Origin of the sequence: Sinorhizobium sp. NFACC03, assembly GCF_900103435.1 — a bacterium.
Taxonomy (GTDB): domain Bacteria; phylum Pseudomonadota; class Alphaproteobacteria; order Rhizobiales; family Rhizobiaceae; genus Ensifer.
In genome coordinates this window covers 240,672-257,493 of sequence record NZ_FMXF01000004.1, presented here as the reverse complement: position 1 = coordinate 257,493, position 16,822 = coordinate 240,672, and the positions used below count along the sequence as shown (strand labels likewise).

The following is a 16,822-nucleotide window of genomic DNA, read 5'->3' as shown; positions in this document are numbered from 1 at the left end:
GGGACGCGATCGCTCGCGTCCCCGTCAATGGTGTTTGGTACCGGCTCAGACGTTGAAGGCTGCGCCAATCAGGGTCTTGGTATAGGGCTGCTTCGGCGCTTCGAAGATCGCGTCCGTCTCGCCTTCCTCGACGATCTTGCCGTTCTTCATGACGATCACATAGTCCGACATCGCCTTCACAACCGAAAGGTCGTGGCTGATGAAGATGTAGGAAAGCCCATGCGAGCGCTGCAGGTCACGCAGGAGTTCGATCACCTGACCCTGCACCGAGCGGTCGAGCGCCGAGGTCGGTTCGTCGAGAATGACGACCTTGGGCTTCAGGATCATTGCGCGGGCGATCGCGATGCGCTGCCGCTGGCCGCCCGAGAACTCGTGCGGGTAGCGGTTGCGGGACGCGGGATCGAGCCCCACTTCCTTCAGCGCCTCGGACGCACGGCGGTCTCGATCGGCGCGGCTGAGCTCGGGCTCATGCACGTGGAGACCTTCGGTGATGATCTCGCCGACGGTGCGCCGAGGTGAAAGCGAGCCGTAGGGATCCTGGAAGACAAGCTGCAACGCCCGGCGCAGCGGCCGCATCTGCCCACGATCGAAGTTGGAAATATCCTTTGTCCCGAAGCGGTAGTGACCACTGCTCGGCAGGAGCCTTAGGAGCGCGCGTCCGAGCGTCGACTTGCCCGAGCCAGACTCGCCGACGACACCGATCGTCTGTCCCTCTTGCAGGCGCAGATTGACGTTGTCCACCGCACGGAAGACAGATTTGCCGCCACGGAATAGACCGCCGCCGATCTGGTAGTCGACACAGACGTCACGCCCTTCGAGAATGATCGGTGCGCTGTCGGCCGGCGACGCCTTGCGGCCGCTCGGCTCGGCCGCGAGCAGCATCTTCGTGTAGTCGGCCTGCGGCCGCTCGAAGATGTCAGTCGTCGTGCCCTTTTCCACCACTTCGCCGCGGCGCATCACCGCAACGCGGTCCGCGAAGTGCTTGACGATGCCGAGGTCGTGCGTGATCAGCACGATCGCCATGCCGAAGCGCTTCTGCAGCGACTTCAGCAGATCAAGGATCTGCGCCTGGATCGTCACGTCGAGTGCCGTCGTCGGTTCATCCGCAATCAGGAGATCCGGCTCGTTGGCGAGCGCCATAGCGATCATCACGCGCTGGCGCTGGCCGCCCGAAAGCTCGTGCGGATAGCTGTCGATGCGGCGCCCAGGTTCCGGGATGCCGACAAGCTCGAGCAGTTCGAGCACACGTGCCCGAGCCTGCTTGAACGAGCCGCCGCGATGATGAACGATCGGCTCGGCGATCTGGCGGCCGACGGGATAGAGCGGATCGAGCGAGGTCATCGGCTCCTGGAAGATCATGGTGACCTTCGCACCGCGCACCTGGTTCAACGCCTTGGGCGGCAGGCCCACAAGCTCCTGGCCGCGGTAACGCGCGGAGCCGGTGACCTCACCGTTCTTGGCGAGCAGGCCCATGATGCCCATCATCGTCTGGCTCTTGCCGGAGCCGGACTCGCCGACGACCGCAAGCGTTTCGCCGGTACGGACGTCGAGATCGATGCCCTTGACCGCTTCCACCGTGCCATCAGGCGTCGAGAAGTTCACCTTGAGGCCGCGAACGGCCAGGATGGTTTCCTTGGTATCTGCCATGTCAGCGATCCTTCGGGTCGAGCGCGTCGCGCAGGCCGTCGCCAACGAAATTCAGCGAGAACAGCGTCAGGACAAAGAAGATGGCCGGGAAGATGAGCAGCCACGGCGCCGACTGGATGTTGTTTGCGCCTTCCGAGATCAGCGCTCCCCAGCTCGTCAGCGGCGCCTGAACACCAAGGCCGAGGAAGGAGAGGAAGCTCTCGAGCAGAATCACCTTGGGCACGACGACGGTCACGAAAACGATGACCGGACCGATCGTATTGGGGATGATGTGCCGGCGGATGATCTGCCAATCGGTCAGGCCGAGTGCCTGCGCGGCGCCGACGAACTCGCGCCGCTTGAGCGCAAGCGTCTGGCCGCGCACGATACGGGCCATGTCGAGCCATTCCACCGCCCCGATCACCAGGAAGATCAGGATGAACGAGCGACCGAAGAACACGACGAGAACGACGACGAGGAAGACGAAGGGCAGAGAATACATGATCTCCACCAGTCGCATCATGACGTTGTCGACGCGGCCGCCGATATAGCCCGATGTCGCGCCGTAGACGACGCCGATGCCGAGCGAAACGAGGCTCGCCAGCAGGCCGACGGCTATCGAGATCTGGCCACCGAGCATGACGCGGACCAGAAGATCGCGACCGTTGGAATCGGTGCCGAAGGGGAAGTATTCCCGGTCGACCTGACCGGTCACTTTCAGCGTGCGGCCGTCATCTTCCGTTGCCACCACCTGGGTGTCGCGGAACTCGTTGGCGCGATCGAAATAGCGCGTTGCGCGCGCATCGATCGGCTGTTCCGAAGTGATCGTCGCGGTGAAGGTCTCACCCTCGAGATTGAACTCCTTGAGCGTGACGCGGGCGCGGGTCGCGATGCCTTCCATCACCCCCTGCAACGTCGAAACGTCGGGCCGCGGCTCGAGGCTGGGGGCTTTCGTGACGTATGACGGAAACACCTGGTCATAGGTATGCGGCACAAACAGCGGACCTAAGAACGAGAACAGCGCGATCAGTGCCAGCATCACGCAACCGGCCATGGCGGCACGGTTGCGCTTGAAGCGCATGGCGGCGAGCTGGAAGAGGCTGCGCCCCTTGGTTTCCGGTGTCACCACCGGGGTCTGGACGATATCAGTCATGGCGAACCCTCGGATCGAGCAGGCCGTAGAGAATGTCGACCAGGAGATTGAAAACGATGACGAAGATTGCAACGAGAATGACCGTGCCCATCACCAGCGTGTAGTCGCGGTTGATCGCGCCGAGGACGAAGTAACGGCCGACACCCGGAATGGTGAAGATCGTCTCGACGACAGCCGAGCCGGTCAGCAGCGCCGCGGCACAGGGTGCGAGATAGGACACGACCGGCAGCATCGCGCCGCGCATCGCGTGGGTCACAACAACCGTTCGCGCAGGTAGGCCGTAGGCCCTGGCGGTTCGGATGTGGTCGGTGTGAAGCGCCTCGATCATCGATCCGCGTGTCAGGCGCGCGAAAACCGCAACCTGCGGCAGTGCCAGCGCAATCATCGGCAGGATCAGGGAGCGGAACGATCCATCACCCCAACCGCCGGAGGGAACCCACGAAAGGCCGACCGCGAATATCAACACGAGCACCGGACCGACAACGAAGTTCGGCACGGTGACGCCGATCGTCGAGACCGACATGATCGCAAAATCGAGAATGCTGTTCTGCCTGAGCGCGGCGATCGTGCCGGCAGTCACGCCGCCGATGAGAGCAAGCAACAGCGCGTAGAAGCCGAGCTCCATCGAATAGGGCAGACCCTTGCTGATCAATTCAGCGACATTGTTGTCTTTATAGACATAGCTCGGGCCGAAGTCGCCGGTCACAGCATTGCTGAGATAGTGCGTGTATTGGCGCCAAAGGGGCTGGTCGAGCTGATACGTCTTCATCAGGTTCGCCATCGTTTGTGGCGGAAGAGGACGCTCGAGGTTGAAGGGGCCACCAGGGGCGAACCGCATCAGGAAGAAGGATATGGTGACGACGATAAACAAGGTCGGCACCGCACTCGCCAATCGGCGAAGGATGAAGGAAATCATGGACGTGCTCCGGAGGCGACGCGCGGCCTGTTACCGCGCGTCGTCTCTCTTCGTTATTCGGCGATGCTCAGGAACTTGCTGAGGTGCTCGTTCGGAGCATTGTCCGCCCAGCCCTTGACGCGGCTGGCAACCAGCCACAGGTCGGCCTGGGTCAGAAGCGGAGCGATCGGCTGTTCCTTCATCAGCAGCGCTTCTGCTTCATGCATCAGCTTCGAGCGGGCTGCCGGATCCTGCTCGTCGTAGGACTTCTTCATCAGGCCGTCGAATTCAGCGTTTTCGAAGTGGCCGTAGTTGAAGGTCTTGTTGGAGCCGACGCTGAGTGCCAGGAAGTTCTCTGCGTCCGCGTAGTCCGCCTGCCAGCCGGCACGGGCAACGTTGAACTTGCCGCCTTCCTGCAGGTAGGCGTAGTGCGAGGACACGTCGAGGTTCACCAGCGACACCTTGGCGCCGAAGGTGTTCTTCCACATGTCGGCGACAGCGGTCGCAACACGCTCGTGGTTCGGGTTGGTGTTATAGCGCAACTCGATATCGAGCGGCTTGCCACCTTCGCCGTAGCCGGCTTCCTTCATCAGGGCGACGGCCTTGTCTTCACGGTCGAGCTGCGACAGCGTGCCGAACTCGGCCTTGGACGGCTCACCGTAGCTTTCGATGCCCGGGGGGACCATCGAATAGGCGGGGAGCTGCGAACCGGCATAGATTTCCTTGGCGAGGAAGTCGCGGTCGACGGCCATGGACAGAGCCTGGCGGACGCGCACGTCGCTATAGGGCTCCTGACGGGTGTCGAAGGCGTAATAATACGTCGCGAGCGACGGCGAAACATGGACCTGATCGCCGTAGGACGTGCGCAGACGCCCGATCTGATCAGCCGAGAAGTTGTAGACGAGATCCATTTCCTTGGCTTCGAAACGGCGAACCGAAGCGGCCTGGTCGTCGATCGGGTAGAAGATGACCTTGTCGAGCTTGACGTTGGCCGCATCCCAATAGTTGGCGTTCTTGACGACGGTCAGGCTGTCGTTCGGAACGTGGGCGGCGAGCGTGAACGCGCCGTTCGAAACCATGACACCCGGCTTGACGAAGTCAGCGCCGTTCTTTTCGACGCTTGCCTTGCTGACCGGAAGCGCGGTCTGGTGCGCCAGCAGTTCCAGGAAGAACGGGGTCGGGCGCTCAAGCGTGATTTCGAGCGTCTTTTCGTCGACAGCCTTCACGCCGAGCTGGTCGGTAGGCAGTTCACCCTTGTTGACCTTTTCGGCGTTCTTGATCGGGAAGAGAATGTTGGCATAGCCGGCCGCGGTCTTCGGATCTTCGACGCGGCGGATGGAGAAGACAAAGTCTTCTGCCGTTACCGGCGAACCGTCCGACCACTTTGCATCGGCGCGCAGCTTGAAGGTGTAGACCGTACCGTCGTCCGAGAGCTCCCACGTTTCAGCGACACCTGGGACGATCTTGGCAGCGGCGTCATAGATCGTCAGGCCCTCGTAGAGGTCCTTGAGGATGAACGCTTCGATGTTGATCGAGGTATGGGCCTGATCCAGGGTTTGCGGCTCACCCGCATTGCCGCGATGCAGGACAGCTTCGGCGAGCGCCGGGCTTGCTCCGATGAGCAGCGAACCGATCAGCGCGGCAGCGCTAAGGTTGAGTTTCAGTGATGCCATTTTGTTTCTCTCCTTCCCCTTGTTTTGGGTTTGTGATCGCAGGAGAGAAGTGCAAATCGTCCTCAAACGCAAGGCGGATTCTGCGGCTGTCTGCATCTTTATCTATAGGACAGAATTCCTTCTATCCTATAGGTTGTATTTCGTTTGCGATTCTTTTCGTCGCCTTTGCGACGGACGTGTGACGGAAGCAGGGCAATTTCGGGAAATCTCCTGCAACGTTTTAGGTCGGCAATTTTTGTCGACAAAACACGGCCGCAGCCACCGTCGAATCATCGACCGTGCAAACTTTGTGAATTTTGCCGGCAGTTTACGTAATGTGCGCAAAGAATGGCGCCGTTCGCCGCAATCTTCTTGCGAACCCCTCACTTCATGTAGACAGACTGTTTCCACCGCGCACTCGACCGGCATGGTGTGCAGTACGAAATAGACACGCACAGGTCGCAAATGCGACTCTTGCCCTCCTCCCCTCAAAGGCACCACCAGAAAGTGAAACCAGTTCACCGGAAAGGTGTTGCATCCAGTCCACAGTAAAATCGATTGAAGCGCGTTTCGACCTCTGGCAACCTGCCTTTTGCCCGGTTGTCAAACCACTTCGATGAACTATTGTGCGCCTGACTTCGGTGGGCGCGACCAATTCGCGCGCGCTGTCACGCCGCACGGAAATTCCGGCCATCGCTTGCCTGCGATGATGTTCATGCGGCGCTTCAAGCCGGATTGTTTTTGTGGCGCACCGGGAAGGCTGCGCCGAGCACCAAGGGAGAATACCGAATGGCATTGATCACATTGCGGCAACTGCTCGACCATGCGGCGGAGAACGATTACGCGCTGCCGGCGTTCAATGTGAACAATCTCGAATACATTCAGGCCGTTATGCGCGCCGCCGATGCCACCGACAGTCCGGTGATCCTTCAGGCAAGCCGCGGCGCCCGTTCCTATGCGGGTGATGCGTTCCTGCGCCACCTGATCCTGGGTGCTGCCGAGGAATACCCGCATATCCCCGTCTGTCTGCACCTCGACCACGGCGACCAGCCGTCGACCTGCATCTCGGCCATCACCAACGGCTTCACCTCCGTCATGATGGACGGCTCGCTGGAGAAGGACGGCAAGACCGTCGCCAGCTATGAATACAATGTCGCCGTCACCGCAGAGGTCGTGAAGATCGCGCATGCGGCCGGCGTTTCGGTCGAAGGCGAACTCGGCTGCCTCGGCAACCTCGAGACCGGCGCCGGCGACAAGGAAGACGGCCACGGCTTCGAAGGCAAGCTGTCGCGCGAGGAACTGCTGACCGATCCGGACCAGGCGCTCGATTTCGTCACCAAGACCGGCGTCGATGCACTGGCCGTCGCCATCGGCACCAGCCATGGCGCCTACAAGTTCACCCGCGAGCCCGATGGCGACATCCTGTCGATCGAGACGATCGCCAAGATCAACAAGAAGCTGCCGAACACGCATCTGGTCATGCATGGCTCGTCGTCGGTGCCGAAGGATCTTCAGGATCTCTTCAACACCTATGGCGGCAAGATGAAGCCGACCTGGGGCGTTCCGGTCTCGGAAATCCAGAAGGCGATCCCGCTCGGCGTGCGCAAGGTCAACATCGACACCGACCTGCGTCTCGCCATGACCGGCACGATCCGCAAGAACTTCGCCGAGAACCCGGAGAATTTCGACCCGCGCAACTACCTGAAGCCAGCAACCGCGCTGATGACCGAGGTCTGCAAGGAGCGCTTCGAAGCCTTCCGCACGGCCGGCAAGGCATCGAAGATCCGCACGCTGCGCCTGCCGGAAATGGCAAAGCGCTACGCGGCAGCCTGATTCCGAGAACCCGTCCGCTTTCCGCATACATCATTGCGACCACGGGAAGCGGACGGCCTATTCCTATGAGATACAAACCGGCGCGCGGCCCGTGATCATACGGCCGCGCGCCGATTTCGTTTCGATCATCGAAGGCTGAGAGGCCAAGCGAGCCGGAGACAACGCGGACAAGGCCCCTCTCAAGCCCGACGCTTTTCCACGGTTTCGTGCTCGTAAAGCTGATCCATGCTCAAGGCGGCCACGTCGGCAAAAGCTGTCTGACCTTTCACTTGGCCGCCGCCGAGAATGACGACCTCGTCGCAGAACGAAATCGTGCTGCGGTGGTGGCTGATGACGATGGTCGTGCGGCGTCCCGCTCTCGATTTCAGCGTCTCGACGATGGCCGCTTCCGATAGCCCGTCGACCGCGTTGGTGGCTTCGTCCAGGATCAGGATATCGGGATCACGCACCAGGGCCCTGGCGAGCGCGACCCGCTGCCGCTGCCCGGCCGAAAGGCTGGCACCTCGATACCCGACGACGGTTTGATAGCCCTGCGGCAAGCCTTCGATGAAGCCATGCGCTTCGGCCATCCTGGCCGCATGCTCCACTTCGGCTGCTGTGGTCGCGTCCCGGCCATAGGTGATGTTCTCCAGGATCGTTCCATCAACCAGTTCCAGGTCCTGGCTCGCGAGCGCGATCCGGCTTCGCCATTGCACCGGGTCGATCCGGTTCAGCGGGACATCGTCGACGAGAATGTTTCCCTCATCCGGCTCGACGAAACGGCATAGCAGATTGACGATCGTCGTCTTGCCGGCGCCGGACCGGCCAATAAGCGCCGTCGAACGGCCGCCTCGGATTTCGAACGCCGCCGACTGCAGCACGACGTCTCGGGAATCCGAGCTCGGATAGCGGTAAGTGACGTCATCAAATCTCAGCCGCTGCCGCAACCCGCTGAAAGGCCCCCTCCCCTCCGGCGGCCGCGGCTTGCCGGACGAGTCCAACAACCAATGCACCTCCTCCAGCGAGCCGCTCCAGCCCTGGATCTGGCTCCAGGACAATTGCAAGGCACGCACATGCGGCTGCAAACGATAGAGCAGAACCACGAAGGCAACGATCACAGGAAAACTGATGCCGGCAGACCAGGCACTGACGACCACTCCAAGGAAGAGAGCGGAGTGGAGCGTCTCGGTCAGCGGTGGCAGCATGCCCTGGCGGGCCTGTAGTGCGAAGGCGGCGCGCCTGACCGAATCCGACGCCCCATCGAACGCGGCCTTCTCCCGCGCCTCCTGCCCGAATATCCGGATCAGGCGGCTGGCGTGGACCAGGTGGAGCATGCGTGCCGCCAGCTCGCCGTTGAAGGAGGTGACATCGCGGCTCGGCCCCGTGAGGGTTGCGGACAGGACGTAGTGTACGAGCTGCACGAGAACGAGGCCGAGCGCCACGAACAACGTCATCTGCCAGGACAAAAGCAGGAGGAACGCGAGCAGGATGACGGCGGCCGCGCCATTTACAAGGGCCGCAAGTACGGTTTGTATCGCGTCGGATGCTCGCCAGGACTCGTTCGAAATGATGTTGAGCAACCGCCCGGGGCTCTCCTTCATGAAGAACGGGTAGCCGATGCGCAGCAGCTGACCCGACAGTGCGCTTCGGATCGCGTGGCCAGCCTTGCCGTAGATGAAGGTTGCAAGCACCGTGTTGGCAAAAGCCAGGACATTCTTGAGACAGATCAGCCCAAAGGCAGCAGCGGCGATGACGATCAGCCTTTGGCGATCGTCCAGTCCCGATCCGACCTGCTGGAAAAGAGAGGAGACGCCGCTCAGTGCCGCCGGATCCTGGTCGCCCGCAATGATGCCCAGCATGGGAATGATGAGGCCGATACCGACGCCCTCCAGTGCCGCGCTGCAGAGGCCGAGGACCACCACGAGCGGAAGCAGACGCATCTGGCTATCCAGTGCATTGCTCAACAGCTGCAGGCTCGGCAAGAGAATTCTGAACATCGCGGCCGTCCTCAGCGCTGGAGTTGCTCTCGGGCCCGTTGTTCGACCGGGCCCGTTGTCCGCTCGGCGACGGACAGGCTCATGAACTTGAGAGCGCCGAGCAGGTTCATGAAAACGATTGGCCAATGCGACAGGTGCAGGACGGGGTCGAACCGGGGGCCGCCGAAGACTTCCCTGATCGCCGACCGGACGGTCCAACAGAAATGCCGCAGCAACCACGGTGTCGTGCGGATATGCTTCATGCAAAGCGCGCCGTTGCCGAAACTGTAGTTGCGGTGAAGCCTCTCGATTGCCAGGCGGGTACGTCGGCCGTGGTGGTGGAATACGAGCATGTCGGGGACATATTCGATCGGGATACCGAGCCTGTAGGCGCGCAGCAGATAGTCGGTGTCTTCGGCCGACTGCAGGGAGGTGCCGGCGCCGAAGCGTTCGTCGAAGGCCCCGACACGCAGCGCGACCTCGCGATGCATCGTCATGTTGCAGCCCAAGACGAAGCCACCCGGATGAATGTCACACGTCAACCGCTCACGCGCGTTCGATCGTTTGATCGTGAAGGGCAGGTCTCTGGCATCTCCGAGTTCCACGCGGCCGCCGCGAATGGTTCCGCTTTCGCCGCTTGCGTAGTGGCGCTCCAGATCAGCCAGATAGTTCGTGTCGATTTCACAATCGTCGTCGATGAAAACCAGAATGCCGCCACGGGCGCGTGTCATGGCCGTGTTGCGCGCGGCAGCGAGGCCCGGTCGGGTATCGATGAGGTGCGTGATTGTCAGCGGGGAAGCGGAAATCATCCGGGCAATGCGCTCAGGCGTGTCATCGGTCGAACCGTTGTCAACAACGATCAACTCGCACCGGCCGGCAGCATAGGTGCCACAAACTGTCTCGATCGATCGGATGCAGGTCTCGAGCGCCGCCGCACGATTGCGCGTGCAGACGATAAAGCTTGCGAAAAGCACGTTGCGTGCGGGGGGCGACGACGGCCGTTGCGTCTCCACCATGTCGCTGCGTTCCGCCGCTGTCCACCTCAGGCCCTCGACGGTCATGCTAGCGCATCCCCTGCTGCGGAAGGACGCTCGTCGCAGGCACGGATTGCAGATACCGCGACACGGCATCCAGCCGGCTTGAAGCAGCCAACGTCATGCGGCTGCACCATGGCACTCGAGCGCCGGCGATTAGGCCATATCGTTCCCGGCGACGGATGAGCCCCCATTTTCTCGTCTGCGTCAAAAACTCGTGGGTGAGTTCCGGCCGCCGCTCGTCGCTGACGAGCTGATAGAGAAAATAGAAGAAATTCAGCGCGCCCTCCTCGTATCCGGCGCGGGTTTCCGCAGGAAGCGCCGAGACCCCGGCCTCAAGCGAGAGAATACACGCAGCGGCTCGCCCTATCGTTTCGGACGTCACTGCGAGGCCGATATCATTCAAGGCAGAGGGACCGTCGCAAAGCTCTTCGCGTTCGAGATTTTCGGCGACGATTCGCAAATGCGTGCGGCGCATCTGGCGCTTGTGCGTGTTCGTAACGCTGTTGCCGTGAATGCGGTAAGCGATCAGCGCCTCGTCGATCATCACGGCCGGAAAACGCTCGGCAACCCTTCGGAAGAGATCGAAATCCTCCGCATGCACGTAATGCGCATCATAGGTCAGCATATCCTGCGGGATGACGCGCCTGTTGAAGACGACGGTCGAGTGGATGAAGATCGTGAAGAACTTCGACAGCGCCCGCAGGCTCGCCGGCTGATAGATCGGGTTGGGCGTGCCGCGGATGATACGGTCGCCAAGTAGCGTGTCGATACCCGAGCCGCACAGAGCAAGCTCCGGCTGCCGCTGGAACAGCGACACCTGGCGTGACAGTCGCGAGGGATAGGAAATATCGTCCGCGTCCATTCTGGCAATGAGGTCGCCCTTCGCCAGCGTGAGGCCTTCGTTTAAGGTCGCGATCAGACCGCGATTTTCGCGCGAGACGATGGTGATGCGGTCGTCCGCCTGCTGATAGCGTCGCATGATTTCCAGCGAACGATCGCGCGAACCGTCGTCGATAGCGATGATCTCCAGCCGTCGATAGTCCTGCTTCAGAATGCTCTCAAGCGCCGCAGCCAGATAGGGCTCGGCGTTGTAGACGGGCAGCAGGACGGAAACCAACGGAACGGTCATGGGCATTCTCGAACGTTATTGCAGATCTGAAGCATGGAGCGCGTTTTCCCGGCCAGCGGTGTCCGCGCGATAGGTCGGCTGCGGCCGCTCACCCTTTTTTCCCTTCAGCCAGTCGACAGAGCTTCCGGCATTTTGGGATTTACTTCGCCGTCCGCCTGCGCGGAGGTAGGGGAAGTGCCGTTTCAAGGCGTTCAGCGGTTTCTCGAAGGCGAGCCAGGAGACGGCCGCGACGACCAAAGTGGCGAAACCGGCAACGAGCAAACGCCCGAAGCCCTGTTCGGAAACATTGACCGGTATCCACGCCTGCGCCTTGACGACCAGCGCCAGTACGACCGGATGAAACAGGTAGACGCCATAACTGACGCGCCCGAGCGCCGTCAGCGGTGGCAGTTCGAGCAACCTGCCGAAATCGTTGCGGAACCCCGCGGAGGCGCTGCCCACCAACATTGCAAGCGGAACGAGGGGCGAAACTTCAAGGCCGATCCACACCAGCCAATCGGGTACCGGCCCCATTGCAGTCGAGCGCGCCCAAAGGAGGACGAGCGACAGGATGGAAAGCGGCAGCCAGCTGGCCGCCATCCATCGCGGCCAGGCTGTGACATGCGATCGGTGGACGGCCAGGAGGGCACCCGCCGCCAGCGCATCCATCGAGGCCGGCGGCAGCAGGTCGCGCGCGAGCGAGGGGTCGCCTGTCAGCGGCCAATAGAAGCGGTAGGCCAGCGAACAGGCAATCACACCGACACAAAGCCGCCCGAGCAGACGGCGCGGCGTCAGCAGAACGAGAAGCGGCCAGACGATATAGAACTGCTCTTCTATGCTGAGACTCCAGGTGTGGCAGAGCACCCACGGTGTCCACGCGTCCTTGACCGCGTACCAGAAGTTCGAGAGGTAAAGCGCGTGCCAGACCCAGCCTTCCCTGGCGCCTTCCAGGTTGAACAGCCACAGGACGCCCAGCATGCCGAAATAGGGTGGGAAGATACGCAAGGCACGGCGCGCGTAGAAGGATCTGAGAGCCGTCGCCGGTTCGAACTGAGCGGCGGAACGGGCGTCAAGCAATAGCCGCGTGATCAGAAAGCCGCTGAGAATGAAGAACAGCCGCACACCGATGTGTCCCCAATGGGAATCGTCCGCGGCAAAAAAATGCGCGTACAAAACCATGGAAACGGCAGCGGCCCGCAACCCGTCCAACTGACGGTCGCGCGTATTCAACATTGAACATCCCCTCGGAGTTCCGACCCTTGCGGGCCCTGTTCCTTGTGGAGCCAACTCTCTGGTCAGCTACGATTTTTGCCGCGAGGTTGCCATTTGCTTCAAGAGAAGCGTGAAAGGTCTGATCGGTCGCACGACGCATTGAAGGCGGCCCCTAAAACTCTAGGGTCGAATAGGGCCAAACTTTGACCGCTGGGATGGTGGCAGCGCGCCGAGTTCGCCTGCGGGCGGTCGACCGTGACGACCAAGGCGCCGGCCACCGCCGCCCGGCCGAGGCCGCAAGCTCTTGTATTGTTTCAGAAACGAAAGCGCATCAAGTCGGCCGGGGGCTTAGAATGTCGGTGGCGTATTGACCCAAAGAAGGACGGTTTCACCGTCGTGCCGGTTCGTCCAGGCGTGGCGCCTCTTGCTCTCGAAATAGAGCGAGTCGCCGACGCCGAGGTCGTAGAACTGGTCGCTGTCGAGGATGAACTCGACCCGGCCCGAGAGAACATAGACGAACTCCTCGCCCTCATGCCGGTAGGCGCCCTCGCTGGAAGCCCCCGGTTCCAGCACGAAGCGGTGGCAATCCATCTGGTTGCGGCCGTCGGCCAGCAACTGCACGGTGACGCCGGGCGTCGTGCGCGGCCAGGTCCGCCATTCGCCGGCTCGCACCACGGCCCGCGCATCCGCTTCCTCCTCGCCGGAGAGGCTGGAAACGGTGGTTCCGAAGTATTCCGCGATGTTGTGCAGGACGGCCACCGAGACACCCTGCGAGGTGCGTTCCAGCGTCGAGAGCACCGATGCGGCGATGCCAATGTCGCCGGCAACCTGCTCGAGCGTCTTTCCTGCCGCGTGCCGGAGGCTCCTGAGTTTGCGCCCTACCTGGTTATCGCCGCCCTCGCCCGCGCTCGAAACAGCGTCGTCCCCGGCACCTTCCGCTTCCAGCGCCTCGCGGATCGCGGCCGGGTTCAGCCCGCGTTCGACGCGGAACCAGGCGATGCGCTTCAGCCGGGCAAGATCGCCCTCCGTATATTGCCGATGTCCCGTCGGCGAGCGCTCGGGCACGACCAACCCTTGCGTCTCCCATAACCTCAGAGTCGAAGCGGAGACCCCCGCCAGACGCGCCGCCTCGGCAACCTTGTAGCGCACAGCGCCCATTCCAATTTCCCTTTACCGCCCGCCGGCACTGCACGAATCCGTGCAGTTCCGACGTGTCCGCAACCTTACCCGTCACGATTGAGATCTGACAAGGACGCCGCATCAGCGCCCGTGTTGTCTCGATCACCAAATTTGATTTGCAATCGACTGTGAAAGGTGTACCACTTCCAGAATAAACTTGCAGAAAAAATGCAATATATTAACTCCAGACGTGACAGGAACGCGCCATGACCAGCCTCACCGACCGCAAGAACGCCGCCATCTCCCGCGGCGTCGGCATGACCACCCAGATCTACGCCGATCGCGCGGAAAACTCGGAGATCTGGGACAAGGAAGGCAATCGCTACATCGACTTCGCCTCCGGCATTGCGGTCGTCAACACGGGCCATCGTCACCCCAAGGTCATTGAGGCGGTCAAGGCGCAGATCGATCGCTTCACCCATACCTGCCATCAGGTCGTGCCTTACGAATCCTACGTGCACCTCGCCGAGCGCCTGAACGCGCTGACGCCCGGGGACTTTGCCAAGAAGACGATCTTCGTCACCACCGGCGCCGAAGCTGTCGAAAACGCCGTCAAGATCGCGCGTGCCTCGACCGGCCGCCAGGCGGTCATCGCCTTTTCCGGCGGCTTCCATGGCCGCACCTTCATGGGCATGGCACTGACCGGCAAGGTCGTTCCCTATAAGGTCGGCTTCGGCGCGATGCCGGGCGACGTCTTCCACGCCCCCTTCCCGATCGAACTGCACGGCATTACTACCGAACAGTCGCTCGCAGCACTCAAGAAGCTCTTTGCCGCCGATGTCGATCCGGGCCGTGTCGCCGCGATCATCCTGGAGCCGGTGCAGGGCGAAGGTGGTTTCTACCCCGCGCCCGCCGCTTTCATGAAGGCGCTGCGCGAAATCTGCGACCAGCATGGCATCCTTCTGATCGCCGACGAGGTCCAGACCGGCTTTGCCCGCACCGGCAAGATGTTCGCCATGGACCATCACGACGTTGCGCCTGACCTCATCACCATGGCCAAGAGCCTTGCCGGCGGCTTCCCGCTCGCCGCCGTCACCGGCCGCGCCGAAGTCATGGATGCGCCGGCCCCCGGCGGCCTTGGCGGCACCTATGGCGGCAACCCGCTCGGCATCGCCGCCGCCCATGCGGTGCTCGATGTCATCGCCGAAGAGAAGCTGTGCGAACGCGCCGAGCAGCTCGGCGGCCGGCTCAAGCAGCGCCTTGCCGCCATCCGCGAACAGGCACCCGAGATCGCCGACATCCGCGGCCCCGGCTTCATGAATGCCGTCGAGTTCAACGACGTGAAGACCAACCTGCCGAGCGCCGACTTCGCCAACAATGTTCGCCTGATCGCGCTGGAAAAGGGACTGATCCTCTTGACCTGCGGCGTGCATGGCAACGTCATTCGCTTCCTTGCGCCGATCACCATCCAGGACGAAGTCTTCGCCGAAGCGCTCGACATTCTCGAAGCGTCGATCCTCGCGGCGCGTGGTTGACGCCCGACCAGGCGACCGCTAACGCGGTTGCCCGGTGCATAATTCCTCAAATCGGGATCGACTTGAGGACAAAATTATGCAGCAATTCAAAGTGCTACAGCGACTTAGCGCGTCGATTCAAACGCGTGAAGCTCGGGTGCCGACGTCGTTCGGCACCCGCAAAAACAAGCAAAAGCGGGTCTGCCGCCCCCCGGCGGACCATCGCCGGAGGATGCCCGCCAATGACCTTGACCCCCGCCTTGACCAAGCACCTGCGCGCCGCCGAGCTGTTCGCGCCGCTACACACCATTGCACATGCCGCCGCAGGCTGGACCGGCGCAACCTTCGACGTCTTCAACCCCTCGACCGGTGAGTTGCTGGCGGCCCTTCCGGACATGGGGATCGAAGAGGCGCATGGGGCGATCGAAGCCGCTGCAAAGGCGCAGGTTCTCTGGGCGGCAAAACCCGCCAAGGACAGAAGCGCGGTGCTGCGGCGCTGGCATGACCTGATCGTGCAACATGCCGACGATCTCGCGGCGATCCTGACCGCCGAAATGGGCAAGCCGATCGCGGAATCGAAAGGCGAAGTGCTGCACGCCGCGGCTTACATCGAATGGTACGCGGAAGAGGCGAAGCGCATCTATGGCGAGACCTTCCCGGCACCGGCAAACGACCGCCGCATGCTTGTCATCAAGCAACCGGTTGGCGTCGTCGGCACCATCACGCCGTGGAACTTCCCGGCATCGATGGTCGCCCGCAAGATCTCGCCGGCCCTTGCCGCCGGATGCACCATCGTCTTGAAGCCCGCCGAGCAGACCCCGCTCGTTGCCGGCGCCATGTTCGTGCTCGCCGAAAAGGCCGGTTTCCCCACGGGCGTCGTCAACCTGCTCTATGCCTCGGAGGGTGCCGCGATCGGCCGCGAGCTTTGCAGCAACCCGAAGGTGCGCAAGATCAGCTTCACAGGCTCGACCGAAGTCGGGCGGCTTTTGATGCGGCAATGCTCCGACCAGATCAAGAAGGTCAGCCTGGAGCTTGGCGGCAACGCCCCTTTCATCGTCTTCGACGACGCGGACATCGACGAGGCTGTGGACGGCGCCATCCAGGCGAAATTCCGCAATGCCGGCCAGACCTGCGTCTCGGCCAACCGCATCTATGTGCAGTCCGGCGTGCATGACGCCTTTGCCGAGAAATTCGTCAGCCGAGTTGCCGAGCTCACCGTCGGCGACGGCTTCACCCCGGGCATCACCATCGGTCCGATGATCGACAAGCACGCGATCGAGAAGATCGAGGCCCATGTTGCCGACGCGGTCTCCAAGGGTGCCAAGGTGCGCGCCGGTGGCCACCGGATCGGCGCGTCAGGCACCTTCTTCCAGCCGACCGTCCTGACCGGCATCTCGACCGACATGCGGGTCGCTCAGGAAGAAACCTTCGGCCCGATCGCGCCCATCATCCGCTTCGAGACCGCCGAGCAGGTGATCGCCGAAGCCAACGACACGATCTATGGGCTTGCCGCATATTTCTACGCCGAGAACCTGAAGCGGGTCTGGCATGTGGCCGAGGCTCTGGAATACGGCATGGTCGGCATCAACACCGGCCGCATGTCCTCGGAAGCCGCGCCCTTCGGCGGCATCAAGCAATCGGGCATCGGCCGCGAAGGCTCCCGCCATGGGCTCGAAGACTATCTCGAGATGAAATATCTCTGCATGGGCAACATCTGA

12 protein-coding genes are annotated in these 16,822 nt (G+C 62.1%); 3 read left to right on the top strand and 9 right to left on the bottom strand.

From position 1 onward, the window contains the following. Window positions 1-45: 45 nt before the first annotated feature. Genes BLU35_RS09550 through BLU35_RS09535 form a run of 4 tightly spaced genes read right to left on the bottom strand, consistent with a single transcriptional unit; the run spans window position 46 to window position 5,347 of the window. Window positions 46-1,647, bottom strand: a complete 1,602-nt coding sequence (locus BLU35_RS09550) for an ABC transporter ATP-binding protein (protein ID WP_093232914.1) — start codon at window positions 1,645-1,647, stop codon at window positions 46-48. Window position 1,648: 1 nt separating this feature from the next. Then, window positions 1,649-2,779, bottom strand: a complete 1,131-nt coding sequence (locus tag BLU35_RS09545; protein WP_057248530.1) for an ABC transporter permease — start codon at window positions 2,777-2,779, stop codon at window positions 1,649-1,651. Further along, window positions 2,772-3,695 carry an oligopeptide ABC transporter permease OppB gene (gene oppB, locus BLU35_RS09540; RefSeq protein ID WP_057248531.1) on the bottom strand — a complete coding sequence of 308 codons (924 nt, stop codon included), beginning with the start codon at window positions 3,693-3,695 and terminating at the stop codon, window positions 2,772-2,774. Before oppB ends, BLU35_RS09545 begins: the two co-directional genes overlap by 8 nt. Window positions 3,696-3,748: 53 nt before the next feature. Further along, window positions 3,749-5,347: a peptide ABC transporter substrate-binding protein gene (locus tag BLU35_RS09535; protein WP_057248532.1), complete on the bottom strand. Its 1,599-nt coding sequence runs from the start codon at window positions 5,345-5,347 to the stop codon at window positions 3,749-3,751. A 768-nt stretch (window positions 5,348-6,115) separates the two neighbouring features. Between BLU35_RS09535 and fba the strand changes: the two genes are divergently transcribed. Beyond that, window positions 6,116-7,159: a class II fructose-bisphosphate aldolase gene (gene fba, locus BLU35_RS09530; protein ID WP_057248781.1), complete on the top strand. Its 1,044-nt coding sequence runs from the start codon at window positions 6,116-6,118 to the stop codon at window positions 7,157-7,159. Window positions 7,160-7,338: 179 nt separating this feature from the next. Here fba and BLU35_RS09525 read toward each other — a convergent pair whose 3' ends face one another. The 5 genes from BLU35_RS09525 to BLU35_RS09505 form a co-directional block, all read right to left on the bottom strand. After that, the gene (locus BLU35_RS09525) at window positions 7,339-9,135 is read right to left on the bottom strand and encodes an ABC transporter ATP-binding protein (protein WP_093232913.1); all 1,797 of its coding nucleotides are present in this window, start codon (window positions 9,133-9,135) and stop codon (window positions 7,339-7,341) included. An 11-nt stretch (window positions 9,136-9,146) separates the two neighbouring features. Next, window positions 9,147-10,130, bottom strand: coding sequence for a glycosyltransferase family 2 protein (locus tag BLU35_RS09520; RefSeq protein ID WP_093232943.1), 984 nt, complete (start codon window positions 10,128-10,130; stop codon window positions 9,147-9,149). A 46-nt stretch (window positions 10,131-10,176) separates the two neighbouring features. Then, window positions 10,177-11,280 carry a glycosyltransferase family 2 protein gene (locus BLU35_RS09515; RefSeq protein ID WP_093232912.1) on the bottom strand — a complete coding sequence of 368 codons (1,104 nt, stop codon included), beginning with the start codon at window positions 11,278-11,280 and terminating at the stop codon, window positions 10,177-10,179. A gap of 15 nt (window positions 11,281-11,295) precedes the next feature. Continuing rightward, window positions 11,296-12,492, bottom strand: coding sequence for an acyltransferase family protein (locus BLU35_RS09510; RefSeq protein WP_093232911.1), 1,197 nt, complete (start codon window positions 12,490-12,492; stop codon window positions 11,296-11,298). 327 nt (window positions 12,493-12,819) lie between these two features. Next, window positions 12,820-13,629, bottom strand: a complete 810-nt coding sequence (locus BLU35_RS09505; RefSeq protein ID WP_057248536.1) for a MerR family transcriptional regulator — start codon at window positions 13,627-13,629, stop codon at window positions 12,820-12,822. 227 nt (window positions 13,630-13,856) lie between these two features. Here BLU35_RS09505 and BLU35_RS09500 point away from each other — a divergent pair, with 227 nt between their 5' ends. Next, window positions 13,857-15,125, top strand: a complete 1,269-nt coding sequence (locus BLU35_RS09500; protein WP_093232910.1) for a 4-aminobutyrate--2-oxoglutarate transaminase — start codon at window positions 13,857-13,859, stop codon at window positions 15,123-15,125. 221 nt (window positions 15,126-15,346) lie between these two features. After that, window positions 15,347-16,822: an NAD-dependent succinate-semialdehyde dehydrogenase gene (locus BLU35_RS09495; protein ID WP_093232909.1), complete on the top strand. Its 1,476-nt coding sequence runs from the start codon at window positions 15,347-15,349 to the stop codon at window positions 16,820-16,822.

Excerpts from the sequence above, each read along its gene's own strand:
- fba (WP_057248781.1), top strand. The coding sequence starts at position 6,116 with ATGGCATTGATCACATTGCGGCAACTGCTCGACCATGCGGCGGAGAAC.
- BLU35_RS09495 (WP_093232909.1), top strand. The coding sequence starts at position 15,347 with ATGACCTTGACCCCCGCCTTGACCAAGCACCTGCGCGCCGCCGAGCTG.
- BLU35_RS09505 (WP_057248536.1), bottom strand. The coding sequence starts at position 13,629 with ATGGGCGCTGTGCGCTACAAGGTTGCCGAGGCGGCGCGTCTGGCGGGG.
- BLU35_RS09500 (WP_093232910.1), top strand. The coding sequence starts at position 13,857 with ATGACCAGCCTCACCGACCGCAAGAACGCCGCCATCTCCCGCGGCGTC.
- oppB (WP_057248531.1), bottom strand. The coding sequence starts at position 3,695 with ATGATTTCCTTCATCCTTCGCCGATTGGCGAGTGCGGTGCCGACCTTG.
- BLU35_RS09545 (WP_057248530.1), bottom strand. The coding sequence starts at position 2,779 with ATGACTGATATCGTCCAGACCCCGGTGGTGACACCGGAAACCAAGGGG.
- BLU35_RS09550 (WP_093232914.1), bottom strand. The coding sequence starts at position 1,647 with ATGGCAGATACCAAGGAAACCATCCTGGCCGTTCGCGGCCTCAAGGTG.
- BLU35_RS09510 (WP_093232911.1), bottom strand. The coding sequence starts at position 12,492 with ATGTTGAATACGCGCGACCGTCAGTTGGACGGGTTGCGGGCCGCTGCC.
- BLU35_RS09535 (WP_057248532.1), bottom strand. The coding sequence starts at position 5,347 with ATGGCATCACTGAAACTCAACCTTAGCGCTGCCGCGCTGATCGGTTCG.
- BLU35_RS09515 (WP_093232912.1), bottom strand. The coding sequence starts at position 11,280 with ATGACCGTTCCGTTGGTTTCCGTCCTGCTGCCCGTCTACAACGCCGAG.
- BLU35_RS09520 (WP_093232943.1), bottom strand. The coding sequence starts at position 10,130 with ATGGTGGAGACGCAACGGCCGTCGTCGCCCCCCGCACGCAACGTGCTT.
- BLU35_RS09525 (WP_093232913.1), bottom strand. The coding sequence starts at position 9,135 with ATGTTCAGAATTCTCTTGCCGAGCCTGCAGCTGTTGAGCAATGCACTG.